Genomic DNA, 25,463 nt, shown 5'->3' with positions numbered 1-25,463 from the left:
TTAGGATGTTAAGTTCTCATTAAAGAAAGCCAAGGTACGCGCCCAAGCCAATTCGGCATTCTTTTCATCATATCTTGCAGTGGAGTCGTTGTGGAAACCATGATTGGTTTTTTCATAAGTGTAGGCCACGTAATCCACATTATTCGCCTTTAATGCTTCCTCATAAGCAGGCCATGTATCGTTTACGCGTTTGTCCATTTCTGCAAAATGTATTTGAAGAGGTGCTTTAATCTGATCAATTTTGTCATTTGCTGGGGTTCCATAATAAGGCGCTCCTGCATTGATCACATCAGGGATATAGGCCGCTAATGTGTTGGTCAGATAGCCACCAAAGCAAAAGCCCACCATACCGACTTTTCCTGTGGTTAGCTCGTGATCTTTAAGCACTCGAGCGGCGTCCATAAAATCCCCCTCAATTTTGCTTCTGTCTAAGGTTCTTTGCATGGCACGTCCTTCATCATCATTGCCAGGATAACCACCGAGAGGAAACAGAGCGTCGGGAGCCAGGGCGACAAAACCAGCTTTTGCCAAACGTCTAGCGACATCTTTAATGTAAGGGTTTAAACCACGGTTTTCATGAGCGACAAGAACTGCAGGTGCTGGATTTTCTGCATTGACGTTTTTGGGAATAACCAAATAGCCTCGTGCTTTGCCATGACCACTCGGTGCTGCAAAGTCTATATAAGAGGCCGTAATGTCAGGGTCATTAAAAGACACTTGCTCGGCTTGAGCATAATTGGGAGTTAGAGATTTCGCGATGACGGATAAAGATAAGCCTGTGACTCCTAAGGTACCCAAACGCGATAAAAATGTACGTCTGTCTATGTCGCCGTGGGCATATTCGTCATACCAGTCAAAAGCTTCTTGGGGAATATCGCTTGTTTTGATAGGGGTGGTTATTTCTGCTGTTTGATTCATTTCAATTCCTTCTTTTCTTCATAGGGAAGGTACGAATAAGAATTTACTTATGCCCATCAAAAGCTTGAGCCCATCGTACCTGCTTTCGTAACACCATGTTTACAGACTACAACGCATAACTTAGATTGGATTTTGTTTGCTAAGTTCATTTTTCGTACAAAAAATTTCAAAATTTTACTCACAATCTTTGTACGTAACATGATCTAAAATTGGTTTACATGCGTATAACGGAAAGTTAGGTTTGATTGGCTGAAGCAATAACTTAGGCTGAGAGCGGCTGACTAACAAGTTCATTAAAACTTGCCATTTTGGCTATTGTTAGTTGTGATAAAGATTGTCATTCTTACTGAAGTTGGTTGAAGGAAAGAATACTAATGACGCGCAAATCGCCTATCATTATTACAGGAGGGGGTCAGCGCCTAGGCTTGGCATGTGCAAAAGCACTGCAGCAAGAAGGCTACCAAGTAATCATTACTTACCGTCGTCAGAGAGAAGACATCGCAGACATTGAATCCTTAGGTATTCGTTGTGTGCAGGCGGACTTTTCCAGTGCTGAGGGAGTGGATGCATTTATTGACCAAATTTTAGACGAATATCAAGCTTTAGGTGGCATCATACACAATGCATCCGAATGGCAAGCAGAAAATACTTGCTCAGATACGGCACTATTAATGGAAAAAATGTGGCAAGTACATGTATTTGCTCCATACCGTATTAATCTTGCCTTTGAAGCATTATTATGTGCTGGTTTTAAAGAAGATGGCATTGCTGACATTATTCACATGACGGATTATGTCGCAGAAAAAGGCAGTGATAAGCATATTGCGTACGCTGCAAGCAAAGCGGGGTTAGCCAATTTGACTTGCTCCTTTGCAAAACGTTATTCGCCTCAAGTTAAGGTGAATTCCATTGCACCTTCATTACTCATGTTTAATCACAGTGACGATGAAGACTATCGGCAGAAAGCCTTAAATAAGTCACTGTTACGAAAGGAGCCAGGAGAGCAGGAAGGCGTACTCGCTGTTAAGTATGTATTGGAAAGCGGCTACTTGACAGGTAGAACCTTGTCTCTGGATGGAGGCAGACATTTGGTATAACCAAATAGGGACTTCTTTTAGCAAAGCCTCCTTGTCACAGACAGGAGACAGTAACGTAGGACAAAGATATGAAAGCTAACATAGTGGAAAACTCGATGGTTAAACATGCCTTTCTCTCTGAGGAGGCTAAGCAAGTTCGTGATGCACTTGTCAAAAGTGGGTTAGAAACGCCTATGATTGATAATGGTCTGACCACGGAAGAGAAATACCAACGTATTAAAATGGCTTTTGAAGATGTGGTCAGTACTCTGGGATTGGATTTAACAGATGACAGTCTGGCTGAAACGCCCCATCGTATTGCAAAAATGTATGTTAAAGAGATCTTCTCAGGATTGGATTACACTCAGTTTCCTAAGATCACCGTCATTGAGAATAAGATGAATGTGGATGAAATGGTTAAGGTGAGTGATATCAGCTTCACCAGCACCTGTGAGCATCATTTTGTGACCATTGATGGTATGGCTAAAATAGCTTATCTACCTAAAGACAAGATCATTGGTTTATCGAAGATTAATCGTATTGTGCGATTTTTTGCGCAGCGTCCTCAGGTACAAGAGCGTTTAACACAACAAATCTTGGTGACTTTGCAATCTCTGTTAGAAACAGAAAACGTCGCGGTTAGTATTAGCGCGGTACACTACTGTGTGAAAGCGCGTGGTGTTATGGATGCGAGTTCTTCCACGCAAACCACTGCTCTGGGTGGTTTATTTAAACGTAGTGACAAAACTCGTGGGGAATTTCTTACCCAATAGTTCATCATGATGAAAGTAATGATTAAAAAGAGTCTCGTATTTGTAGGCTCTTTTTTTTGTGTCAGAATAAACAAATTCTTAACATCCTATGGCAAAAATTCGTGAGTAGAAAAAGTAATGTCGGATAAAAAATACTGGTTTCCAGCAAAAGAAAACGGTTTGGGTTGGGGCAAACCCAATACATGGCAAGGCTGGAGTGTGTTGCTTGCCTATCTTGCGGCCGTTTTATTCATCTCGATATTGATTGATCCCAAACAAGCTTTATTAGAATGGTTTGTTTGGGTAGTGATAAACACCACAGTGTTATTAATTATTTGTTATCTAAAAGGCGAAGCGCCGAGCTGGAAGTGGAAACCCATTGCAAAAGAAAAGCGTAAATGGTTTTAAGTAAAGTTAAAGATATCAACCTGTTATAAATCGGCTACACTCTCACTTTCATATCTGTATTTTTGGCTTCTTATTGATCATCCGCTATTGATGAAAAGGGTGTGGTCATGCGAACTTCTGGTATTGTTTTACTGGTCGCTTATTTAGGTTTTATCAGTTTGGGGTTACCTGATGCGGCCCATGGTATAAATTGGCCCTTTGTGCGCGCAGACTACCATGTACCAACTGGCTGGCTGGGCTTGGTTATTGCCAGTGGTGGTGTAGGCTATTTAGTGTCCAGTTTTTCCGTTGCAAATCTGTTGGCTCGTTGTGGAGTGGGTTGGTTACTTATTCTAAGCAGTTTGTTGGTTAGTATAGGCTTATTCGGCTTTTGTTTGAGTCCTAATTTTATCTGTTTTATGTTGTTTGCTGTGGTCATTGGCCTTGGTTCTGGTGCCATTGATGCTGGCTTAAATGCCTACGCAGCAGAAAATTTCTCTACGCAGCATATGAATTGGCTACACGCAGCCTTTGGTATTGGTGCAACCTCAGGCCCTATTATCGTTACCAGTGTATTGGTGCATTTCTCGCAAAATTGGCGTTTAGCTTATGGGGTTATCGGTACTATTTTACTTTTTATGACGATGGTTTTTGTGTTGAGTCGTCACCTTTGGCGCAATCCATCTCAATCAATAGCGTTGAATCCTGATTCCTGCAAATCCGACGTCACAGAGCCAGCGCCAGCAAACGTTAGCCAGTGGCAGGCATTGCGACATCCTCTGGTGCGACTACAAATTGCTTTTTTTCTCGTTTACACCGGTCTGGAAGTAGGGGTCGGACAATGGGCATTTACGGTTATGACGGATTCCCGGGGCATCTCTATCAGTACAGCAGGTACTTGGGTGGCAATATTTTGGGGAGCGTTGGCTTTTGGACGAGCCATTTTTGGTTTTTTGGTAGAACACTTTGCGGTAGACCCTTTATTGGCATTGTGTTTGATGGGTATGGTACTAGGCGCGTTCAGCTTCAGTCTGCCCTATCATGCTTATTATAGTTACTTAGGCCTTATGCTAATGGGCTTCTGTGCTGCACCTATTTTTCCTTGTATGATTTCACAAACTGCGCTGCGAGTGGGCAAACCACTTGCCGCTCATGCCATAGGTTTTCAGATGAGTGCCGCGGTAAGTGGTGCTATGACATTGCCATTTATTAGTGGTTTATTAGGCGAGTTATTTGGCTTAACCGTTTTGAGTATCAGCTTACTTATTTACGCCTTGGTGTTACTTACCTTGTTTGTGATCATCATTAACAAAGCAGACAGAGGACTAAGGCATTCTGTAGATGCTCACTAGACAGCAAAGTAACACAGACTGAGAGTCTAATTGGTTTTGCTTTCAGGGTCGTTTTCTAATTGATTTCTCTGTAACAAAGCAGGGAATAAGCACATCCAAATGCCGACGACCGCTAAGGTTCCAACCCCGCCTATGATGATAGCTGGAACCACGCCAAACCAAGCGGCTGTAACACCAGATTCAAATTCCCCTAGTTGGTTTGAGCTGCCGATGAATATGGAGTTGGCGGCACTGACTCGACCACGCATTTCATCTGGTGTTTCCAATTGTACCAGAGTTGAACGAATGACCACGCTGATCATATCTGATGCGCCTAGTAGTACTAATGCCAACATAGAAAAAATAAGATGACTGGATAAACCAAATAAAATGGTTGCCACGCCAAATACCGCGACGGCAGCAAACATGATTTTGCCGACACTGTGTTGCAGTGGCCGTCGTGCTAAATAAATAGACATAAGCAAAGCCCCAACAGCAGGCGAGCAACGTAATAAGCCTAAGCCCCAAGGGCCCGTATGGAGAATATCTTTGGCGACTATGGGTAAGAGTGCGGTTGCTCCGCCTAACAATACGGCAAACATGTCCAACGACACTGATCCCAAAATAACTTTATTGCCTTTAATAAAACGCAGTCCGCCTAGTAAGTGCTCCAGATTGATAGGGGCTTTGTGCTTAACCACAAAGTTATATTGCAAGAATAATAGAATGGTGCAAGACAATAAGAAACAGCTCATGCTGGTGGCAAACAAGGTGGTTGGCCCGAGTAAATAAATTACGCCACCTAATGCCGGGCCAGCAATAACCGAGATTTCTCGAGCTGAAGCGATGGCACTGACGGCTCGAGAGAGTAGTTCACTGGGCACTAAGTTAGGTAAAATGGCCTGATTGGCTGGTAATTCAAATGCCCTTGCTGTCCCCAATAATATTGCACAAACATAAATCATATTGGCTGAAATGCTATTGGTTAGGTTGCCATAAGCCATGATGCCGACAGTAAAAGCCATGGTTAAGCGTGTACATATGCAAATCAATCTACGGTTATAGCGGTCTGCCACGTGCCCGACCACTAAAGTAAGTAAAAGCTGTGGCAAAAATTGATATAAGCCAACTAACCCCAGCGCGAGAGGGCTGTCCGTAAGGTCGTAAATTTGCCAACCAATGCCTACGCTAAGCATTTGAAATGCAAATGATGAGGCAATTTGTCCAATCCAGTAATGACGAAAGTTTTTATTATGAAACAGTTCGGGTAAGTCAGAATTCAAGGTTTTATCTCTGTTAGCTGTTGTGTCGCTATTCTAGCCTGCTTTGTAAACAAGATGTGTCTTGTTGAACGAATTGAAAAGTTTAAAAATTGTGAATTTTGATTGGTAAGCTCTTAACATAGGGTCGATTTGATCAGATTAAGTAATAATGTACCACGGTAATTTCATTGTTTGCTCGGATAGCAAGCCTGTGTCATCCAAGTGACTTTAGCTTGGTATAAAAAAGGAAAAAAGGACATACTGTGAATCACTCAGAAACGTATTCTTCTCCATATGTAGCGACTTCCCGATGGCTATTATTAATTTGTCTGACCATTGCTGGAATAGGACAATCCTTTGTATTCACCTCTTTGCCGCCGATTGGTCGTGAAATTGGTTTGTCGGATGTGCGAATCAGTACACTTATCACCGCAGGTGCGGCGACATTTGTAGTTGCATCGTTTTTTTGGGGGGGAATCATCAATCGGATTGGCCGTGTTCGTGCTGTTATCATTGGTATGAGCAGTTATGCGTTGACGATAAGTGCTACTGGGTTTGTTTTGCAAAATGCTCTGCAAGGGCATTTTACTGCGCAGCAAACCTATTTGATGGTATTCAGTTTACGCATTATCTTTTCAATGGGGATTGCTGGTATTTTGCCCTCTATTCAAACTTATTTGATAGCCCATACGGACATAAAGCAACGCAGCGCTACCATTGCTTTGATAGGAGCGTCATTTAGTATGGGGATGATACTAGGGCCAGCTTTCGCCGCCTTGCTAAGTAATCTAGGATTGACCGTGCCTTTTTATATTATTGGTATATTGGCTGGATGTGCTTCCTTGCTCGTCGCCTTGTATACGAAAGACGGTAAACATGTTCGTCAATTGGAAAAGCCTGCTCGTATTAACTGGCTAACTCAACCTGTTATGCCATTTTTGTGTATGTCTACTTTGGCGCTATTGTCGGTGACTGGCATACAACAGATCATGGGTTTTTTGATCCAAGATAGGTTTCACTTGGATGTGGTGCAGACGACTCATCAACTTGGGGCTGCGATGATGACCATGTCGTGTTTTAGTATTTTGGTACAACTAATATTGGTTCCGCGTTTTAAGTTGGGGGTGGTCACCTTAATTTTTGCTGGGGTGTCCGTAGGAATATTTGCTCACTGCGTCTTTTTGTTCTGGCAATCTTTATTCGGCGTATTTGTTGCTATGGCATTGTTTGGCGCAGGTTTTGGTTTTCTTTTCCCTGGTATTATCACAGCACAAACCTTGCTGGTAAAAGATGATCAGCAGAGCCGCTTGGCCAGTATGAATGCGTCAATGCAGGGATTGGGCGCCGCTTTAGGGCCAGTTATCATGGCGTCTTTTTATCAGCTTGGACAAGCTGTTCCTTTTTTGGCGCTGATCCTTAGCTTAGTAGGGATGTGTTGTGTTTTTGTCTACTGTCGAGCCAAATTCGGTGCCGCATTCGACTAACCTGAGTGGTTTCGTTTAATTAAGTTTGGCTTGCGCCACTTGTCGTGGTGACAGGCCAAAATGCTGATGAAAGCGTCGACTGAAATGACTTAAGCTTTGATAACCTAAGTCGTAACTTACTTGTGTTACTGAATGATTTTTCTGTAGCAGTTGATAAGCGCGACTCATGCGTCTTTGGTGTTGGTATTCTAATGGCGTACAACCAAGCTGTTGTTTAAAACTCTGATAAAAGCGACTGCGGCTCATACAAGCCATTTTGGCCAACTTTAGGGTGTCTAAAGGTTGTGCAAGGTGTTGTTCAATCCAATAGATAACTTGAGTAATGCCATTGGCATCTGGGCTACTTTGTGCGAATTGCAATAAGGTTTCACGACCATGATGACGCAAGATGCGGGTAATCAGTTCACTGACACCAAAATCCACTAATAAATCTCGATCGGGATCATCACGAACAAAGTTACTGGCCAACCTGTCTAATACTTGTTGAGTGGCTTGCGTATGTATGGTGTGCAAATGATGATTGGGATCAATGGGTAGATGTTGAGGCAGACTTTGCTGCATGATGTCATTCATGCGATCACAAATTTGAGCGATTTTTTCCTGTTCAATGGCGATGGTTAAACAGGTGGTTGGTTTGTTTAGTTGAGCCTCAGGAAAATCAATAAGAACCTCCTCGTTCGGAGCAAGAATGAATGATTCATGTGGCAAAAAAGGTACACTGTTGTGGTCTTGAGTGTGCATGACCTTAGCGCCCGTGATCATGCCACAATAGAGTAAGGTATCGGCTTTGAGACTGACCTTGTAGGCCTGTTCATAGGTATCATAAATACTCAATTCGGAATGTGGTCCGGCAAAACAGACGCGGTTTTCAACCAATTGAACTGGCGTACGTTTGGCGGCCAGATTGACTTTTGCAGAATTAGAACCATTCATAATCACACCTCTGGATTTATTATTGTTGGCGTGTTGCATTTTGTGTACTCATCATGGCTTGAGACATGTGTTTGGTCAATCGTTAAAATGTGAATAGATTTGGATTGTTGGATAAGTATCTTGGACTGTGAGGCAAGTTTTTCCCTTATTTTCTTCCTAAAGTGGGTCTTAAAACAATAACAAACGAACGGAGAAATAATATGATTTATGCCAAACCTGGTACTGAAGGTAGCCTAATTAGTTTTCAAGCTGAGTACGGTAATTACATTGGTGGACAATGGGTTGCACCAGTAAAAGGCCAATACTTTGATAAAACCAGCCCTGTGGACGGTGAAGTATTTTGTCGCATTCCCCGTTCCAGTGCAGAAGACATTGACCTTGCATTGGACGCGGCACACGCGGCACGAGTTGACTGGGGAAAAACCTCTGTTACTGCTCGTTCTAATATTCTACTGAAAATCGCCGATCGTATTGAAGCTAACTTAGAAGCCTTAGCGGTGGCTGAAACTTGGGACAATGGTAAGGCTGTCCGTGAGACGATCAATGCGGATATTCCGCTTGCCGCTGATCATTTTCGTTATTTTGCTGGTTGCCTTCGAGCCCAAGAGGGCAGCACTGCAGAGCTAGATGAACATACAGTGGCTTATCATTTTCATGAACCGCTTGGCGTGGTCGGACAAATCATTCCTTGGAACTTTCCAATTCTAATGGCTGCTTGGAAACTGGGGCCAGCTTTGGCCGCAGGCAATTGTGTGGTGTTAAAACCGGCAGAACAAACACCGGTTTCTATTTTGGAACTAATGAAAATTATTGGTGATTTATTGCCGCCTGGTGTGCTTAATATCGTCAATGGCTTTGGTAAAGAAGCGGGCGAAGCCTTGGCAACCAGCAAGCGTATCGCGAAAATTGCTTTCACAGGTTCTACTCCTGTTGGCTCACATATCCTCAAATGCGCCGCGGAAAACATCATCCCTTCTACGGTTGAATTAGGTGGTAAGTCGCCAAATATTTATTTTGCCGACGTCATGCAACAGGAAGAAGAGTACATCAGCAAATGCGTCGAAGGTTTGGTGTTGGCTTTCTTTAACCAAGGGGAAGTCTGTACTTGTCCATCTCGCGCTTTGATTCATGAATCCATTTACGATGATTTTATGAAGTTGGTAGTGGAACGTACCAAAACCATTAAACGTGGCAATCCTTTGGATACAGAGACCCAAGTTGGTGCTCAAGCTTCAAAAGAGCAGTTTGATAAAATTCTTAACTACATTGATATTGGCCAAAAAGAAGGTGCGGAGTTGTTAATTGGTGGAAATGTTGAACAGGTAGATGGCTTAGACAATGGTTTCTATGTGCAGCCTACTTTGTTCAAAGGTTCGAATCAAATGCGCATTTTCCAAGAAGAGATTTTTGGCCCAGTGGTCAGTGTGACCACCTTTAAGGATGAAGCTGAAGCACTGGCCATCGCCAATGACAGTGAGTTTGGTTTAGGCGCAGGGGTGTGGACACGAGATACCAACCTAGCGTATCGCATGGGACGTGGTCTTGAAGCGGGAAGGGTGTGGATGAACTGTTATCATCATTATCCAGCTCATTCCGCGTTTGGCGGCTACAAAAAGTCGGGTGTGGGACGAGAAACTCATAAATTGGCTTTAGCCCATTACCAACAAACTAAAAACATGCTGATCAGTTATGACATTAACCCATTAGGCTTTTTCTAACTGATTCATTCGAACTGACACAGATTTGGTCAATCTTGCCAGAGTCGGCTTTGCTGGTTCTGGCTTTTTTATACCAAAAGGACTGTTCACGTCACTTTCTTGCCTTTCATCGAAATATTTTCTTGTTTCCTATTGGAAACTTAATTTCATAAGTGGTAATTTTCAACTTAGTTAATTTTGAGTAATGTCATCCTTAAGGCTTGTCTATGGCAATCAGTTTATTTGACCTTTTTAAAGTGGGCATAGGTCCTTCTAGCTCACATACCGTTGGACCTATGGTAGCGGCCAATGAATTTGCACATCGTCTGCAAAAGCAAACTGTTATGTCACGTGTGATGCGCTTAAGAATTGATTTATATGGTTCTCTTGGTGCCACAGGAAAAGGTCATGGTACCGGTGTTGCTGTACTTATGGGCTTGGCTGGGGAACTACCCGAAAGTATTGATACACATAGTGTTACTGAACGAGTAGAGCGAATTGAAACCGAACAAAAAATGGCTTTACTTGGAATGCATCCTATTAGCATGGTGGTGAATGAAGATGTGATTTATCACCGTATTGATCGTTTAGACTTTCATGCTAACGGCATGACGTTAGAGGCTTTTGATGCAACGGGGAAAAGCTTACAAAAAGCGACTTATTATTCCGTTGGCGGTGGTTTTATTGTTGAGGAAGACGATCAAGGTAATGTGCAGTTAGTGGAGGACACAACTAAGTTACCTTATGACTTTCACGATGCTCATACCCTGATTGAATTATGTCGGGATCATGATAAAAGCATTGCTGAGATCATGATGGCCAACGAACAAGTTTGGCGTAGTGAGACGGATATTCGACAGGGCATTTTAGACATTTGGTCAGTAATGAAGGAATGCGTTAAACAGGGCATTCAGAATGAGGGGATTTTACCAGGTGGTCTTAAGGTAAAGCGTCGAGCTGCCAGTTTACATCGTGATTTACTGAATAAAACGCGTATGGACATGATTACGCCTTCTCTTGGTGCTATGGATTGGGTAAACCTTTATGCCTTGGCAGTGAATGAAGAAAATGCTGCCGGTGGTCGTGTGGTAACAGCGCCCACCAATGGTGCTGCTGGCATTATTCCTGCTGTGTTGCATTACTACTGGGAATTTTGTCCGCGTTCCAATGAAGAAGGTGTCATTGACTTTATGTTAACGGCTGCTGCGATTGGTTTGTTGTTCAAAGAAAACGCTTCTATCTCAGGTGCCGAAGTAGGCTGTCAAGGTGAAGTGGGCTCGGCTTGCGCTATGGCGGCAGCGGGTTTGGCGGCGGCAACAGGTGGAACACCAGAACAAATAGAGAATGCAGCGGAAATTGGTATGGAACATAATTTAGGATTAACTTGCGATCCGATTGGTGGTTTGGTTCAGGTACCTTGTATTGAACGAAATGCTATGGCGTCAATGAAGGCCATCAATTCCGCCACCATGGCTTTGCGTGGAGATGGTTCCCATTATGTTTCCTTGGATAAAGTAATCCGTACTATGCGGGATACTGGACGTGATATGAATGACAAATACAAAGAGACGTCTCGTGGTGGTTTGGCTGTCAATGTCATTGAGTGTTGATGACATTTTTATTGCAAAAATATGGCATGTAACAAAAATGTCATATATCTCTAGTATATTGATTTTAAGCGCCTTTTGAGGCGCTTTTTTTTTCGGATCATTTTAGCAGCCACTATCTATAACACTTTCTCTAACAGAGAGGGTTTTTATCTAAAAAGCCCCAGTGTAGAATGGCGCCGCATTTTAAATCTTACAGAAATGTGACGAAATGATTTAGCACCAAATGACCCTAAAAATTTGGTAGAGATTAATTTTACGAAGTAGAGCCTTATGGATCTGACATACAATTCCAAGAAAGAATCCAATTCGTTAGTTGGTAATGATTTTATTCGCGTGTTAATTGCTTTAGCTTTCATTCTCGGTTGCGGTTTTTACGCTTCTGCGAATGGTATGGCAGCATCTAACTTATCTATTCTGGCAATTGCTGCGGCAATTGGTGCCTATATGGCAGTGAATATCGGTGCCAATGACGTAGCCAACAATGTAGGCCCTGCGGTAGGGTCTAAAGCCTTGTCAATGACAGGCGCTATTTTGATCGCCGCCATATTTGAAGCCGCAGGTGCATTGATTGCTGGTGGCACCGTTGTGGGCACCATTAAGAAAGGCATCATTAATCCAAATGCCATTGCCGATGCAGAAACTTTCATCTGGGTGATGATGGCCGCGCTTTTGGCGGGTGCTATTTGGTTGAACTTGGCAACCTACTTAGGTGCACCAGTTTCCACTACTCACTCTATTGTAGGGGGTGTACTTGGTGCTGGCATTGCTGCAGGTGGTTGGGATATTGCTAACTGGGACAAAATGACTGCTATTGTTGCCAGCTGGGTTATTTCTCCTGTTTTGGGTGGGGTGATCGCTGCGACCTTTCTTATCTACATCAAGCGAGCTGTGACTTATAAAAGCGACATGATCGAAGCGGCTAGGAAAACCGTGCCATTGTTGGTGGGTATCATGGTTTGGGCTTTCTCGACCTACTTGATTCTGAAAGGCCTGAAAAAGATCTGGAAACTGGATATCGTTGCGGCGGGTTTAATTGGATTTGCCATTGCTCTAACCGTCTATTTCTTGGTTCGCCCAATGGTTGACAAAGCGGCATCAAGCCTAAAAAACGATAAAGATGCGGTAAACAGCTTATTTACAATTCCTTTGATTGTTTCTGCTGCGTTGCTCAGTTTTGCTCATGGTGCTAACGATGTTGCAAATGCAATTGGGCCTTTAGCAGCAATCAACGATGCGCTTATTTCTGGTGCGGTTTCTGGTAAAGCGGCCATCCCTTTATGGGTTATGTTGATTGGTGGCGTTGGTATTGCAGTTGGTTTGGCATTGTTTGGACCTAAATTGATTCGGACAGTAGGCTCTGAAATTACCGAGTTGGATAAAATGCGTGCCTTTTGTGTGGCAATGGCTGCAGCTATTACCGTCATTATTGCTTCGCAGCTTGGTTTGCCCGTGAGTTCTACGCACATTGCAGTAGGTGGTATTTTTGGAGTGGGTTTTTTGCGTGAGTACTTAAAACTGTCTTATAATAAAAAACTTGCGGCCATAACTGCACATTCGGAAGAAGCTGGTCATGATGCAGAACAAACACAAGCTTTTGTAGAACGCTTTAATGCTGCTGATGTTACTGAAAAGCGTGCCATTTTACGGGAGCTAAAAGCTTCTAAATTGGCGTCTCCAATTTCTTCTGCTGAGCGTAAAGGTTTGAAGAAAGCGACCAAAAAAGAGCTTGTTAAACGTTCTGCCTTGCTTAAAATCGCCGCTGCCTGGGTCATTACAGTACCTGCATCAGCGATTTTAGCGGGCTTGATATTTTATATGTTGTTGGGTTTCTCTGTCACACACGCTTCATAAGGTAAAAACCTTATCCGTGCCTTCTTGAATGGCTTGAATGATTTTGAGAAGGCACAGGATTGGAGTAGAACCCTCCTAAAAAGGGATTCAACGCAGTCGTTAAAAGCTTGTTTTAACAAGCCGTGAAAGACCAATCATTTGGTCTTTTTCTGTTTTAATAACCGCATCTGTGGTATATAAACAACAAGATTTTAAATGCATTGGTTCTTTGAATCTTATTAGGAAGTGTTTAATAAGGGAAAAGTCTGTTGATATTGACTCTCATTCTTAGCATGATCGCCTTGTGTAGCGTGGTTCTTTTTGTTCAATGGAAACACAAGCAAAATGAACTCAAGAGACGCATACTGGAGCGATTATCCAATCGCGGAGAAAAGCTGTTACATGCTTTTAGTATGTTAACGGAGCGATATTTTTTAAGAGAAACTAAACTCTTTTTAATTGAATATTTATTGTCTGTGATTCAGCGGTTAAAACAAGCTGGTATGCATACGGAGTTTACTTATCAGCAATACAATTTAACGCGCTTGTATGCAGAAATTTCATCCAGTAAATACGTTGCTGAAAAACGCAGAGTAAGCAGCCAAGTCGAATTTGATCAAACGCAAGGTGCGTTGCAATATATTCTCAAAGAATTACGTAATTTATTGGAACTGAATTACACAAGTAGGGTGATGATTAGACATCACATAGGTTTGATGCGTTTCACGCATTCACTGGCTTATCGCGATTTACTGGTCTTTCAAGCCAAACAAGATTTGGAACATGAAAGACGTAGTCGTGCAATAGAAAAATATCGTTTGGCGCTGGCAGTAATGGATAAGCACAGTACCATAGATTTGGCTCGCAAAGAGTCATCACGATTACAAAACATGATATTGGACGTCGAAGAAGAGTTACTTGTTAAAACAAAGAGTGAAAATAGCGATTAGAATTACTTAATTGGTTAACCTGCGTCTATTATTTAGTCAGGGTTGATGTAAATTTAACTTAACAAACGACGTTTAATATGAGTACAGTTACCATTACCGTGCTGTTGTTAGTAATTGGCGGTTTTATTACTTTCGCTATCGTGCTGCAATTAAAAGAGCAGGCACGGCTAGAGAAGTTACGCAAAGTAGCGTCGCTAAACAACCAGTTACGACAAGTTCGTCGCTATCTTGATGAAATGCCGCCACAATATCAACCCAAAGATATGCGCATTTGGTTATTTACCCGAATGTTGGCGATATATGATCAACTTATCTCATTACAGCCAGATGCCAGTTTAAAACGACGTCGCAATAATCTTGCGGAAGAGTTGTCGGAATTTCAAGAAAGTAAGCAAAAACGTCGTGCCTTACCAATGAACGATGAGCTTAAAATTATTGAAGTTAAACGTTTGTTTGAATCCTTCAAATCTTTTCTCGTTCAGTCTCAGAAAGATAAAATTATTAACTCGGATGTGGTGCATAGATATCGTAAGTTAATGGATTTTTATCATTACAAAGTAAACGCCGATTATCATGCTTATCTAGCCAGAAGGGCTTTCCTGAGTGGTCAAATGGAAAGTGCAATGGACCTTTATAAAGAAGCTATAAATCAATTGAATCCTATACAGGATGATCTTGAAGCTCAGTCTATCATTCAAAAGTACACGGATTTACTACAAGAAATTCAGCAAGACTTGGAATTACAACAAGCTGAGGAAGAATTAATTAAAAGTATGGAAAGTGAAAAAGAAGAAGAGTTAGATGATGAATGGAATAAATTCATTGAAAGTTCGACTTTTCAGGAGAAAAAACGCTTTTAAGCGTTTCTTTTTATTTAGGGAAGGTGCGAATAAGTCTTCTGAACATCAGTCTTATCAGAGAAATGGCCTATCAAGGCAAGAGTGAGCAGGAATGTTAATACCTTTCAATCACTCTTAACACAGAGAGGTCGTTTCTCCGAAAGACCCGAAGGAGACCTACATGGATGTAGGGCATTAGGGCAGCGCAGGAGCTTGCTGCCGAGCGTGGGTTAAGCTCTCTTTATTCTTTGTTAAGCTTCTTGCCAATATGCTTATATTGGACAGCGAAACTTGCCTCGAATAAAAGAGAGTTATCCACACGCTGACCCCTACATGGATGTAGGGGGTTAGAGCAACGCAGGAGCACGTTGCCGTAGTCAGTGGACTTGTTCGTACCTTCCTTAGTTCTAACCCTTTATATTTACTTGTGAATTGTTAAAAGGATGTTACTGTGAATTTTGCTTTGTTGTCGGCTTTTATTCCCACCTTTTTCTTTGTTTCTATTACGCCTGGTATGTGTATGACATTGGCCATGACCTTAGGTATGACAGTGGGTGTTAAACGGGCCTTGTGGATGATGTTAGGTGAGTTGATTGGTGTGGGAAGCGTGGCCGTTTTATCGGCGATTGGTGTGGCTGCATTGTTATTGAATTACCCGAATGTGTTTACCCTATTTAAGTATCTTGGTGGTGCCTATTTGGCCTTTATTGGTATTCAAATGTGGTTGTCCAAAGGCAAGATGGCGATTAAAAGTGGTGAAGCTAGCACCTCTGCTTCACGCAAAGAGCTTATGTCACAGGGTTTTGTCACCGCAATTGCTAATCCTAAAGGTTGGGCTTTCTTTGTTGCATTACTACCACCATTTTTAGTGGCCAATCAACCTCTAGCTCAACAATTGATTGTGTTAATTAGTATTATTCTAACCTTAGAGTTCAGTTGTCTGTTGATCTATGCTACTGGTGGTCGTACTTTGAAATCATTGTTGATGCAAAGTGGTAATGTGCGCATCATGAATCGCATTGCGGGCAGTTTGATGGTGGGCGTAGGGCTTTGGTTAGCCATAGGTTAATCAGTTAAGCTTTGCTCTTATTGCGTTTTTTAGCCGTCTTGCTGCTTGTTTCGGTAGCGCGTTTGTTTTTCCCTGCATTGGATTTGTACCTGCGTTTTTTAAACGGGCTCTTTTTCGGTGCGGGTAAGTTTTGCAGGGTCTGGCTGGATAATTGTTGTGACAGAGTTAACAGCTCAGACAAATTGCCAGTCAGCGCGGTCATAAAGTCCTGATATTTGGCCTCACCTAAACTCATTGCATTGAGTCTTGCTTCCCATTTTGCTGTCATGTCGGGCGTGATTAATTGTTCAGGTAGCGCATCAGCAAAGGCTCGACCTGTTATGCTAGCGTGAATTTGTTTGCCTTGACGTTGTAAAAATCCGCGTTTGAATAAAAGTTCTATAATGCCAGCTCTGGTCGCTTCCGTACCCAAACCATCCGTATCTTTCAAAATGGCTTTAATGTTTTTGTCAGCAACAAATCGATTGATGCCTGTCATGGCCGCCAAAAGAGTCGCGTCAGTAAAAGCGGCGGGCGGTGTGGTGACCTTATCTAAAATAATACCTTGTTGACACCAAGCTTGGTCCCCAGTGACCAATTGTGGTAGCTGATCTTGTTCCTCGTCCTGATCAGATTTTTTCTTGGTTGGCAATAAAGCGCGCCACCCTTCCGCGATGGGAGTGTTACCTTTGGCCTCAAATATTCCTCCAGCAATTTGCACACGAATAGTGCTCGCTAGGTATTGGTAGTCAGAATAGAATTGCATCAAATATTGACGCGCGATCAAGCCAAAAACTTGTCCCTCAGCTTTACTAAGTGCACTGGCTTTGTGAGCTTGTGATGTAGGTATGATGGCATGGTGAGCAGTAACTTTTTTATCATTCCAGGCTTTACTTTTTAAAGCCGGGTTTGCATGAGCAGTCCCTTTTGCTAATTCCTCTGAGACGCCTGAAAGTGCTTGAATAATGCTTTTGGCTTCATGGTGCTGCAAACTGGGTAAATATCGACAATCGGACCTTGGATAGGTGATTATTTGATGTTTTTCGTACAAGGCCTGACAAATGTCTAAGACCTGTTGTGCTGACATGCCATATATTTTAGCTGCATCAATTTGCAGTGCCGATAAATTATAAGGTAATGGCGCTGCTTGTTTTTTCTGTTGGTAATCCGATGAGATGACCAGCGCAGCTTGGTTACTAATGCGTGTTGCAACATTTTCTGCCAAGGCGCGATTTAATACCCGACCTTCTTCATCCATGTGCGGGCGACAAGCCTCACTGGGTAACCATTTGGCACGAAAAATTTGTTGTTCTGGCGTGATGAGTTGTGCCCATACTTGGTAAAAGTCTTTGGGTATGAAGTCTTCTCTTTCTTTGTCACGATTGGCAACCAACCCCAGCACTGGTGTCTGTACTCGACCTATGGATAAAACCCCTTGATAACCTGCCTGACGGCCTCGAATGGTGTAAGCACGTGTCATGTTAAGGCCAAATAGCCAATCGGCTCTGGCGCGTGCTAACGCTGAACGGGATAAGGCAGAGAATTCTCTATTGGAGCGTATTTGTTGGAGTGCTTTTTTCACAGCATTTGGCGTGAGATCACTGATCAACAAGCGTTGCGTGTCGCGTAGCTTTTGTGCCGGTACTTTGCAGTAATGCAACACCTCATCGACCAGCAATTGTCCTTCTCTGTCCGGATCTCCGGCATGAACCAGTTGGTCTGCTTGTTTAATAAGCTTTTTGAGGATGCTAAGTTGTTTTTTAGTGTTACTTTTCTCTTGCCATAGCCACTCCTCAGGAATGATAGGCAAATGATCCAATTGCCAAGATTTAAACGCAGGGTTGTAAATGTGTGGTTCGGCTTGTTCAAGCAGATGTCCTATGCACCAGCTAATACAATCTCCATTGGCTAACCAGATACAACCTTCTTGCTTTTTTTGGGAGCCAGAAAACGCCGCTGCTATGGCACGAGCTAAACTGGGTTTTTCGGCAATATAAAGAATCATGGTCACACTTACTGTTTATATATACAGTAAGTGTAACCAAGTGTTTTCATTAACACCAGAGTTGATTTATTTGATGGGCACAACCAATACGGGAATGTCACTTGAGTGAATGACCTTATTGGCGGTGGAGCCAAGCAACATTTGTCCAAGGGTACTGTGTGTTCGACTGTTCATAATGATGAGGTCGGCTTGATGCTGTTTGGCAATTTGCTGAATGGAGTCTGCTGGCGAACCACTCACAATGAGGGTTTCAGGTGCATAAGTCAGCTGTTTTACGGAATCTTGATATTGCGTAAGAAAGCCTTGTAGAGCATCGTCCAAACGGTTTTGCACCTGCTCTTTCGCTTCTTTTCGCATGCTTTCCAATACATCATCATTGATGTAGTTATGTATCATAGTAGCAGCTTGTGGATTTAAGGGTTCCATAACATGCATAAAAATGACTTTAGCCTGATGAGTAAGTGCTAGGCTGAACACCAGTTCAATTGCGGACTGTGTATGAGTCTCTAAATCACAGGCATAAAGCAGGGTATTGAGTTTGGGTAACATAACTTCGCCTCCACATCCTTTTTTTATTTAGACGCTTTAAGCTTAGTCCAGTCAGCTTTTTCTTTGCTGATCTGCATCAATTAATAGACAAGTGACAGGCAAAGTTTCGTTGAATGTATTGAATGCCTAAATTTAATTGACGTGGTTAGCAAACAGAAAACAGCTCATTGAGGTAATGAAAACAAAGCTGATAAAGAGCATGCTCCAGTAGTCAGCGGTTTTTTTGTCTGATTTGTTAGTTTGGGGGGCTGGAACAAAAGCACCTGTCTTCATGACGATTTCCTTTTGTATCAAGTTAATATTATGTTAATGATAATCAATGTCATTTAAAAAATCTATCTTTTCTATTATAAAAATTAACCAGTGTCCTTTCTGGTTTGTGACATGTCCCATATCTATTAGCTATGTTATGATGGCGCCTGAATTTTTGAAGCCATTGAAATAGAGAGTGTATTTATGTCAGAACTGTCGTTCGACTCAAATGAAGCAAAAATAGCATATGGTATTGGTCGTCAAATTGGTGACCAGCTACGTGGTAGTGATCTAGGTGAGTTGTCTTTGACTCATTTGTTTGCTGCGATTGAAGACGCGTTGAACAATGCTGAAATGCGTGTTCCAGGTGCTGAGTTGGAAGCGGCATTTGCTGAACTGCAACAAAAAATGGAAGAAAAAAGTCGCGCAGCGTCTGCTGAAAACATCGAAGCTGGTGAGGCTTTTCTTACCGAAAACAAGGCAAAAGATGGCGTACAAGTGACGGATTCTGGCTTGCAGTATGAGGTGCTAAAAGAAGGTAAAGGTGAAATGCCGAGTGCAGACGCAACAGTACGAGTGCATTACGAAGGCCGTTTAACCGACGGTCAGGTATTCGACAGTTCTATTGCGCGTGGTGAGCCGATTGAGTTCCCGCTAACGGGTGTCATTGCTGGTTGGACAGAAGGTTTACAGCTAATGAAAGAAGGTGCGAAATACCGTCTTACTATTCCAGCTGAATTGGCTTACGGTGAACAAGGTGCTGGCGCTATGATCAAGCCTCATTCTGTTCTTCAGTTCGATGTTGAATTGATCGCTATTGTTTAAGCTTTATATTATTAGATATTAGATAAGTTTAACAGCGTAAAAAAGCGAGCTTCGGCTCGCTTTTTTACGTTTATCTCTTAACAGTAGCAAACCAATTAAATATCTCTCGTCATGCGCACATGAAGCTTTCCTGCTTCAAGGAAGACTTTACCATCACTGCGAAAGCCTTGTTTTTCATAAAAGCTTTGGACGTCTACTTGAGCATTCAGAAATGCCTGACGATGCCCCATTTCTCTGGCCACTTGTACGGCTTTGCGCAGGAGTTTTTCACCGTAGCCTTGATGACGATAAGCGGATAAAACAGCAAGGCGGCCAATTTGTCCTTGTTCTGTTAATCGGCAAGTACCAGTGGGCACAGCCGTAGTACCAAATGACAAGAAGTGCACTGAGTCTTCATCTTCATTGTCCCACTCATCTTGGGGCTCGATACCTTGTTCTATTATAAAAACTTGCGTGCGTACAAATTTCAGTTGATCTCTACTGCTATTCCAATCTGACGTTAAGACATTCATTTTGTGTCCTCATCCGTTTCATTGGCGGTCACTTCGATGAGACCTTGCTGGCGAATGAAAAAACGCACCAGCGGAGTTAGGTCGATATGTAAGTTTAAGTCTAAACCAGAAAAGTCAAATTCGCTTTGATCACAAATGGCTTGCACAAAACTGATCATTTCCTTATCAACGACAATGTATTCACCGTTGCAGAATACTTTAATTTGGTGTGTGTCAGTTTGTTGTAGGTAGTAACAAATGCGCGCATCCCCAGGACGGATAAAGGTATGGCCTTGAATCGCATGATGGAAAGCCTGATCCACTTCTGTTTTATTGAGCGGTGGGTGGTATTCAGGGTATTTGCTTTCGCTCATGGTTTGCCCTAACCATTCCGCTAAGAGATCAGGCTGTTCCAGCATTTGGCTGAGTTTTTGCTGTAGATAAGCAATGTCGTCGGCATGAATTTCGGCATTGTGTTCTCTTTTTTCTGTTTCTGGAGCGGCAAAGCGTTGCTTCTCATTGATCTGCTCACAGAGCTTATCACGCACTCCAGTCAAGGCATCTTGTAAGCTAGGAGCCCTAAAACCGACAGAATAGGTCATGCAATCGTCGTCTTCTGCACGGCCATTGTGAGCGTAATTGGGTGGTAAATACAGAATGTCGCCTGCTTCTAGAATCCAGTCCATGTCTGGCTTGGCATTGAAATTATCCAATATGTGTAAATCGATCCCAGCAATGGCGGAATCTTGATAGTCTTTAGGTGCCAATACTTGCCAGCGGCGCTTACCAGCAACCTGAACTAGAAACACATCGTATTGATCATAATGAGGCCCGACGCTGCCGCCTGTGGTGGCATAGCTGATCATGACGTCATCGAGTCGCCAGCTGGGTAAGAATTGGAAGCCTTCTTTTAAGGCTTGTACTTCTGGAATCCAATGATCCACCGCTTGCACAAGCAGTGTCCATTCTTGCTCAGGCAAAGTAGCGAATGTGTCTTCATTAAAGGGCCCTTGTAATAATTGCCAAGGGGTATCGCCATTTTCTATTACAATGCGAGACTCCACTTCCTCTTCCATTGCCATCCCAGCCAATTCATTGGCATCCAGTGGCACTTCGAAGTCCGTTAATCCGGCTCGAATCAGCAGAGGTTTCTTCTGCCAGTATTCGTTCATAAAAGTGTCTGCTGTCATACCACCAAGAATGGAAAGAGGAGTGTGGATATCAAACATAGTAGGCTCAATAAAAAATGAAATGAGTTCAGTGGATAAAAAAGAGCCGATAAATCGGCTCTTTTAACATCCGTATTGATAAAAGGATTACCCTTTAATGGCTTTGGCTTGTGCCACAGCGTTACCAATGTATCTACTGGGTGTTAGGGCTTTAAGTTCTTGCTTCGCTTGCTCAGGTAACTCTAAATTATCAACAAAGGCTTCAATTGTGGCTTGATCAATAGCGCGACCACGGGTTAGTTCTTTTAGCTTTTCGTAAGGCGATTCGATGCCATAGCGACGCATTACAGTCTGAATGGGTTCTGCCAATACTTCCCAAGCCGCATTCAAATCTTCTTCTAGGCGAAGCGCATTGATTTCTAATTTGCTGATGCCTTTTAGGGTCGCTTGGTAAGCGATTAAACTGTGTGCTAGACCAACACCAAGGTTACGTAAAACAGTAGAATCGGTTAGGTCACGCTGCCAACGAGAAATAGGCAGTTTGGCGCTTAAGTGATTCATAATGGCATTGGCGATGCCCAAGTTACCTTCGGAGTTTTCGAAGTCGATTGGGTTGACCTTATGTGGCATGGTCGAAGAGCCGATTTCACCTGCGATGGTTTTTTGCTTAAAGAAGCCCATGGAGATGTAGCCCCACACATCGCGATCGAAGTCGATCAAGATGGTATTGAAGCGGCTAATGGCATCGTACAACTCAGCGATGTAATCGTGTGGCTCGATTTGCGTGGTGTAGGGGTTCCAAGTTAGACCAAGCGAGGTTACAAATGCCTTTGCATGAGCTTGCCAGTCTACATCAGGATAAGCAGAAAGGTGAGCGTTATAGTTACCAACCGCACCGTTGATTTTGCCTAGGAATTCCACTTGTTCGATTTGTTTTAGCTGACGTTGTAGACGTGCTGCTACATTGGCCATTTCTTTACCCACAGTCGATGGTGAAGCGGTTTGCCCGTGAGTTCGAGATAACATAGGTTGGGCAGCGTGCTCAATGGCCAAATCTTCAATCGCCACGATGACTTTTTTCAGCTCCGGAGTAATGCCTTCCTCCAATGCTTCACGCAACATCAAAGCGTGAGATAGGTTGTTGATGTCTTCTGAAGTACAAGCAAAGTGAACAAATTCAGAGATAGCGGCTAATTCTGCGTTATCCGCCATTTTGTTTTTAATGAAATACTCAACCGCTTTGACGTCGTGATTGGTGGTTTTCTCAATGTCTTTGATGGCTTGAGCATCGGCTTCACTGAAGTTGTTGGCTAATTGGTCCAGAAAAGTACTGGCCTCTTGGCTTAATGCTGGTACTTCAGTGATTTGTGGGTGGTTAGCAAGAGCTTGTAGCCAGCGAACTTCAACGATGACACGCATACGCAGTAAACCGTACTCGCTTACAGAGCGGCGCAATACGTTGGTTTTCGATCCGTAACGACCGTCGATAGGGGAAATCGCATTTAAGCTAGTTAATTCCATTGAGATAACGCCTCGAACATGGTTTTCAGGGAGCGGCTATTATAGGCAAAACAGGCAGGGTAATACAGGGATAAGGCGATGGCTTTGATATAAAAAAGCCCAGATAGCCGTTTTGATTCGCTATCTGGGCTTTGAGCCGATTTATTTGTTTAATAAATCGCTTATAAAGACGCTAACGCTTGGTTGAAGGTTGCGCTAGGGCGCATGATCTTAGCCACTTCTTCCAAGTTCATGTGGTAGTAACCTGCTAAACTTGCTGGCTTGCCTTGAACCTCTGTCAACTCAGCAACAATTTTCGCTTCGTTATCAGTCAGCTCTTTTGCTAGCGGTGCAAATTTAGCTGCTAAAGCGGTATCGTCAGTTTGTGCTGCCAATTCCTGTGCCCAGTACATGGCTAGGTAGAAGTGACTACCACGGTTGTCGATTTCACCAGTTTTACGAGAAGGTGACTTGTTGGTATCCAAGAGTTTACCTGTCGCCTTGTCTAGGCAGCTTGCCAAGACTTTTGCTTTCTCGTTGTTTTGCTTAATGCCAAGCTCTTCGAAAGACACAGCGACCGCTAGGAATTCCCCTAGAGAGTCCCAACGAAGGTGGTTTTCTTCTAGAAGCTGCTGAACGTGTTTCGGTGCAGAGCCACCGGCACCTGTTTCGTACATGCCGCCACCATTTAGCATGGGTACGATAGACAACATTTTCGCAGAGGTACCTAGCTCCATGATTGGGAACAAGTCTGTTAGGTAGTCACGTAGCACGTTACCAGTAACGGAAATGGTGTCCAGTCCGCGAATGATGCGTTCCATAGAGAAGCGAATTGCTTCGTTGTAAGGCATGATGCGAATGTCTAAACCGTCAAGATCGTGTTCTTGTAGGTACTTCTCAACTTTTTTACGCAGTTGAGAATCGTGAGCGCGTTCTTCTTCCAACCAGAATACCGCTGGCGTGTTAGATTGACGAGCACGAGTCACGCCCAATTTCACCCAGTCACGAATTGGCGCGTCTTTGGTTTGACAAGCACGCCAGATATCACCTTTTTCAACTTGATGCTGCATCAGCACATTGCCTTGCTCATCAACAACACGCATGGTGCCATCTGCGGCCATTTCGTAAGTTTTATCGTGAGAACCGTATTCTTCCGCTTTTTGAGCCATTAAACCAACGTTTGGCACTGTGCCCATAGTAGCAGGATCGAATGCGCCATTGGTTTTACAGAAATTGATCACTTCTTGGTAGATACGAGCGTAAGTACTTTCTGGCATAACGGCTTTGGCGTCGTGTGCTTTGCCATCACGGCCCCACATTTTGCCTGAGTTACGTATCATGGCAGGCATAGAGGCGTCGACGATCACGTCACTTGGTACGTGTAGGTTAGTAATGCCTTTGTCAGAATCGACCATGGCCAATTCTGGACGTGTGTTGTAAACGTCTTGAATGGCTTGTTTGATTTCTTCTTGCTGTGCTGCTGGAAGTGTTTTGATTTTATCGTAAACACTGCCTAGACCGTTGTTTGGGTTAACACCGATTTCTTTGAAAAGCTCACCGTATTTTTCAAACACGTCTTTGTAGAAAACGGTTACAGCGTGACCGAACACAATAGGGTGAGATACCTTCATCATGGTGGCTTTTACGTGAAGAGACCACATGATGTCGTTTTCTTTGGCATCTTGTAGCGTCTCTTCAAAGAAAGCACGAAGTTTTTTGCTGCTCATGTTCATGCTGTCTAATACTTCGCCAGCAATCAAAGGCAGTGATTTTTTCACTTCAACAGAACCGTCTTTAGCAACAAATTCAATGCGTACGGTCTGGTCTTTTTCCATCGTGACAGACTGCTCAGAAGAGAAGAAGTCGCCGCCACGCATGTAATCGGCATGTGAAGTAGAGGTCTTTTTCCATTTACCCATAGAGTGAGGGTATTTACGAGCAAAGCTTTTTACCGCAGCTGGTGCACGACGGTCAGAGTTACCTTGACGTAGTACAGGGTTTACCGCACTGCCCAGTACTTTAGCGTAACGAGCCTGCACGTCTTTTTCGGCGTCTGTAGTTGGGTTTTCTGGGTAGTCAGGAAGATTGTAACCTTGTTCATTCAGTTCTTTGATTGCTGCATTTAGCTGAGGCAAAGAAGCACTGATGTTAGGCAATTTTACTATGTTGGCTTCAGGAGAAAGGGTCAGTTCTCCTAGAAACTTAAGGCCATCTTCCGCTTGCTTGTCAGCAGGTAAAACATCAGAGAAAGCCGCTATGATACGACCAGCAAGAGAGATATCGGTAAGCTCAAGTTCGATGTCTGCTTCTTTTGCAAAAGTACTGAAGATTGGCAATAAAGAAGATGTCGCCAAAGCTGGTGCTTCATCGGTCAGAGTGTAGTAAATGGTTTGTTTTGACATGTAGTTCCCCTAACATTTCAGGCGTTGTGCCCATTGAATCTAAGATGACTTATCGCCGCCATTGCTATTCTACCCGTGGACAGTGGGTAAAAATTTGCAAGTATACTAACGAAAAAAAGTCTCAAGTCCTATTGGTTGCAAACTATACTCGTA

General features: G+C 43.1%; 21 protein-coding genes. 12 read left to right on the top strand and 9 right to left on the bottom strand.

Annotated elements, in window-relative coordinates:
* Positions 1-918, bottom strand: coding sequence for a dienelactone hydrolase family protein (locus ABXS85_RS06760; protein ID WP_353669274.1), 918 nt, complete (start codon positions 916-918; stop codon positions 1-3).
* Positions 919-1,292: 374 nt separating this feature from the next.
* On the opposite strand from ABXS85_RS06760, the gene folM reads away from it, so the two are divergent.
* The 4 genes from folM (at position 1,293) to ABXS85_RS06740 (ending at position 4,485) form a co-directional block, all read left to right on the top strand.
* A complete protein-coding gene (gene folM, locus ABXS85_RS06755) occupies positions 1,293-2,015 on the top strand; it encodes a dihydromonapterin reductase (RefSeq protein WP_353669273.1) in 723 nt (240 codons plus the stop codon).
* Between the two features lie 68 nt (positions 2,016-2,083).
* Positions 2,084-2,767, top strand: coding sequence for a GTP cyclohydrolase I FolE (gene folE, locus ABXS85_RS06750; protein WP_353669272.1), 684 nt, complete (start codon positions 2,084-2,086; stop codon positions 2,765-2,767).
* A gap of 117 nt (positions 2,768-2,884) precedes the next feature.
* A complete protein-coding gene (locus ABXS85_RS06745) occupies positions 2,885-3,154 on the top strand; it encodes a hypothetical protein (RefSeq protein WP_353669271.1) in 270 nt (89 codons plus the stop codon).
* A gap of 107 nt (positions 3,155-3,261) precedes the next feature.
* Complete coding sequence (locus ABXS85_RS06740) at positions 3,262-4,485, top strand: MFS transporter (RefSeq protein ID WP_353669270.1); 1,224 nt, start codon at positions 3,262-3,264, stop codon at positions 4,483-4,485.
* Positions 4,486-4,511: 26 nt separating this feature from the next.
* On the opposite strand, the gene ABXS85_RS06735 is transcribed toward ABXS85_RS06740, so the two are convergent.
* Positions 4,512-5,747, bottom strand: coding sequence for an MFS transporter (locus tag ABXS85_RS06735; RefSeq protein WP_353669269.1), 1,236 nt, complete (start codon positions 5,745-5,747; stop codon positions 4,512-4,514).
* Between the two features lie 242 nt (positions 5,748-5,989).
* Between ABXS85_RS06735 and ABXS85_RS06730 the strand changes: the two genes are divergently transcribed.
* Positions 5,990-7,210 carry an MFS transporter gene (locus ABXS85_RS06730; protein WP_353669268.1) on the top strand — a complete coding sequence of 407 codons (1,221 nt, stop codon included), beginning with the start codon at positions 5,990-5,992 and terminating at the stop codon, positions 7,208-7,210.
* Positions 7,211-7,225: 15 nt separating this feature from the next.
* On the opposite strand, the gene ABXS85_RS06725 is transcribed toward ABXS85_RS06730, so the two are convergent.
* Positions 7,226-8,143: a helix-turn-helix domain-containing protein gene (locus ABXS85_RS06725; protein WP_353669267.1), complete on the bottom strand. Its 918-nt coding sequence runs from the start codon at positions 8,141-8,143 to the stop codon at positions 7,226-7,228.
* Positions 8,144-8,343: 200 nt separating this feature from the next.
* Between ABXS85_RS06725 and ABXS85_RS06720 the strand changes: the two genes are divergently transcribed.
* The 6 genes from ABXS85_RS06720 to ABXS85_RS06695 all read left to right on the top strand — a co-directional run bounded on the left by ABXS85_RS06720 (position 8,344) and on the right by ABXS85_RS06695 (position 16,138).
* Entirely contained in the window at positions 8,344-9,861 is a 1,518-nt protein-coding gene (locus ABXS85_RS06720; protein ID WP_353669266.1) for an aldehyde dehydrogenase family protein, read from the top strand.
* A gap of 206 nt (positions 9,862-10,067) precedes the next feature.
* On the top strand, positions 10,068-11,450 hold the full coding sequence (locus tag ABXS85_RS06715) for an L-serine ammonia-lyase (protein WP_353669265.1): 1,383 nt from the start codon (positions 10,068-10,070) through the stop codon (positions 11,448-11,450).
* A 270-nt stretch (positions 11,451-11,720) separates the two neighbouring features.
* Positions 11,721-13,301 (top strand): inorganic phosphate transporter, encoded by a 1,581-nt coding sequence (locus tag ABXS85_RS06710; protein ID WP_353669264.1) that lies wholly within the window; start codon positions 11,721-11,723, stop codon positions 13,299-13,301.
* Positions 13,302-13,549: 248 nt separating this feature from the next.
* Complete coding sequence (locus ABXS85_RS06705; protein WP_353669263.1) at positions 13,550-14,230, top strand: hypothetical protein; 681 nt, start codon at positions 13,550-13,552, stop codon at positions 14,228-14,230.
* Positions 14,231-14,307: 77 nt separating this feature from the next.
* Positions 14,308-15,090: a hypothetical protein gene (locus tag ABXS85_RS06700; protein WP_353669262.1), complete on the top strand. Its 783-nt coding sequence runs from the start codon at positions 14,308-14,310 to the stop codon at positions 15,088-15,090.
* 430 nt (positions 15,091-15,520) lie between these two features.
* Positions 15,521-16,138: a LysE family translocator gene (locus tag ABXS85_RS06695; protein ID WP_353669261.1), complete on the top strand. Its 618-nt coding sequence runs from the start codon at positions 15,521-15,523 to the stop codon at positions 16,136-16,138.
* Between the two features lie 4 nt (positions 16,139-16,142).
* Here ABXS85_RS06695 and ABXS85_RS06690 read toward each other — a convergent pair whose 3' ends face one another.
* Complete coding sequence (locus tag ABXS85_RS06690; RefSeq protein ID WP_353669260.1) at positions 16,143-18,122, bottom strand: DNA topoisomerase III; 1,980 nt, start codon at positions 18,120-18,122, stop codon at positions 16,143-16,145.
* Positions 18,123-18,188: 66 nt separating this feature from the next.
* Positions 18,189-18,671 (bottom strand): universal stress protein, encoded by a 483-nt coding sequence (locus ABXS85_RS06685; RefSeq protein WP_353669259.1) that lies wholly within the window; start codon positions 18,669-18,671, stop codon positions 18,189-18,191.
* A 456-nt stretch (positions 18,672-19,127) separates the two neighbouring features.
* Between ABXS85_RS06685 and ABXS85_RS06680 the strand changes: the two genes are divergently transcribed.
* Positions 19,128-19,748 (top strand): FKBP-type peptidyl-prolyl cis-trans isomerase, encoded by a 621-nt coding sequence (locus ABXS85_RS06680; RefSeq protein WP_353669258.1) that lies wholly within the window; start codon positions 19,128-19,130, stop codon positions 19,746-19,748.
* Between the two features lie 95 nt (positions 19,749-19,843).
* On the opposite strand, the gene ABXS85_RS06675 is transcribed toward ABXS85_RS06680, so the two are convergent.
* The 4 genes from ABXS85_RS06675 to ABXS85_RS06660 all read right to left on the bottom strand — a co-directional run bounded on the left by ABXS85_RS06675 (position 19,844) and on the right by ABXS85_RS06660 (position 25,310).
* Entirely contained in the window at positions 19,844-20,260 is a 417-nt protein-coding gene (locus tag ABXS85_RS06675; RefSeq protein ID WP_353669257.1) for a GNAT family N-acetyltransferase, read from the bottom strand.
* Positions 20,257-21,468, bottom strand: coding sequence for a cupin domain-containing protein (locus ABXS85_RS06670; protein WP_353669256.1), 1,212 nt, complete (start codon positions 21,466-21,468; stop codon positions 20,257-20,259). The genes ABXS85_RS06675 and ABXS85_RS06670 overlap by 4 nt, the downstream gene beginning before the upstream one ends.
* 87 nt (positions 21,469-21,555) lie before the next feature.
* A complete protein-coding gene (gene purB, locus ABXS85_RS06665; protein WP_353669255.1) occupies positions 21,556-22,929 on the bottom strand; it encodes an adenylosuccinate lyase in 1,374 nt (457 codons plus the stop codon).
* A gap of 161 nt (positions 22,930-23,090) precedes the next feature.
* Complete coding sequence (locus tag ABXS85_RS06660; RefSeq protein ID WP_353669254.1) at positions 23,091-25,310, bottom strand: NADP-dependent isocitrate dehydrogenase; 2,220 nt, start codon at positions 25,308-25,310, stop codon at positions 23,091-23,093.
* Between the last annotated feature and the right edge of the window lie 153 nt (positions 25,311-25,463).

Source organism: Marinomonas sp. THO17, assembly GCF_040436405.1.
GTDB lineage: Bacteria > Pseudomonadota > Gammaproteobacteria > Pseudomonadales > Marinomonadaceae > Marinomonas.
This window is presented reverse-complemented; position numbering and strand designations above follow the sequence as displayed.

Coding starts and splice junctions, on each gene's coding strand:
- folE (WP_353669272.1), top strand. CDS start 2,084: ATGAAAGCTAACATAGTGGAAAACTCGATGGTTAAACATGCCTTTCTC.
- ABXS85_RS06700 (WP_353669262.1), top strand. CDS start 14,308: ATGAGTACAGTTACCATTACCGTGCTGTTGTTAGTAATTGGCGGTTTT.
- folM (WP_353669273.1), top strand. CDS start 1,293: ATGACGCGCAAATCGCCTATCATTATTACAGGAGGGGGTCAGCGCCTA.
- ABXS85_RS06745 (WP_353669271.1), top strand. CDS start 2,885: ATGTCGGATAAAAAATACTGGTTTCCAGCAAAAGAAAACGGTTTGGGT.
- ABXS85_RS06740 (WP_353669270.1), top strand. CDS start 3,262: ATGCGAACTTCTGGTATTGTTTTACTGGTCGCTTATTTAGGTTTTATC.
- ABXS85_RS06725 (WP_353669267.1), bottom strand. CDS start 8,143: ATGAATGGTTCTAATTCTGCAAAAGTCAATCTGGCCGCCAAACGTACG.
- ABXS85_RS06680 (WP_353669258.1), top strand. CDS start 19,128: ATGTCAGAACTGTCGTTCGACTCAAATGAAGCAAAAATAGCATATGGT.
- ABXS85_RS06685 (WP_353669259.1), bottom strand. CDS start 18,671: ATGTTACCCAAACTCAATACCCTGCTTTATGCCTGTGATTTAGAGACT.
- ABXS85_RS06715 (WP_353669265.1), top strand. CDS start 10,068: ATGGCAATCAGTTTATTTGACCTTTTTAAAGTGGGCATAGGTCCTTCT.
- ABXS85_RS06720 (WP_353669266.1), top strand. CDS start 8,344: ATGATTTATGCCAAACCTGGTACTGAAGGTAGCCTAATTAGTTTTCAA.
- ABXS85_RS06710 (WP_353669264.1), top strand. CDS start 11,721: ATGGATCTGACATACAATTCCAAGAAAGAATCCAATTCGTTAGTTGGT.
- ABXS85_RS06690 (WP_353669260.1), bottom strand. CDS start 18,122: ATGATTCTTTATATTGCCGAAAAACCCAGTTTAGCTCGTGCCATAGCA.
- purB (WP_353669255.1), bottom strand. CDS start 22,929: ATGGAATTAACTAGCTTAAATGCGATTTCCCCTATCGACGGTCGTTAC.
- ABXS85_RS06660 (WP_353669254.1), bottom strand. CDS start 25,310: ATGTCAAAACAAACCATTTACTACACTCTGACCGATGAAGCACCAGCT.
- ABXS85_RS06675 (WP_353669257.1), bottom strand. CDS start 20,260: ATGAATGTCTTAACGTCAGATTGGAATAGCAGTAGAGATCAACTGAAA.
- ABXS85_RS06760 (WP_353669274.1), bottom strand. CDS start 918: ATGAATCAAACAGCAGAAATAACCACCCCTATCAAAACAAGCGATATT.
- ABXS85_RS06670 (WP_353669256.1), bottom strand. CDS start 21,468: ATGTTTGATATCCACACTCCTCTTTCCATTCTTGGTGGTATGACAGCA.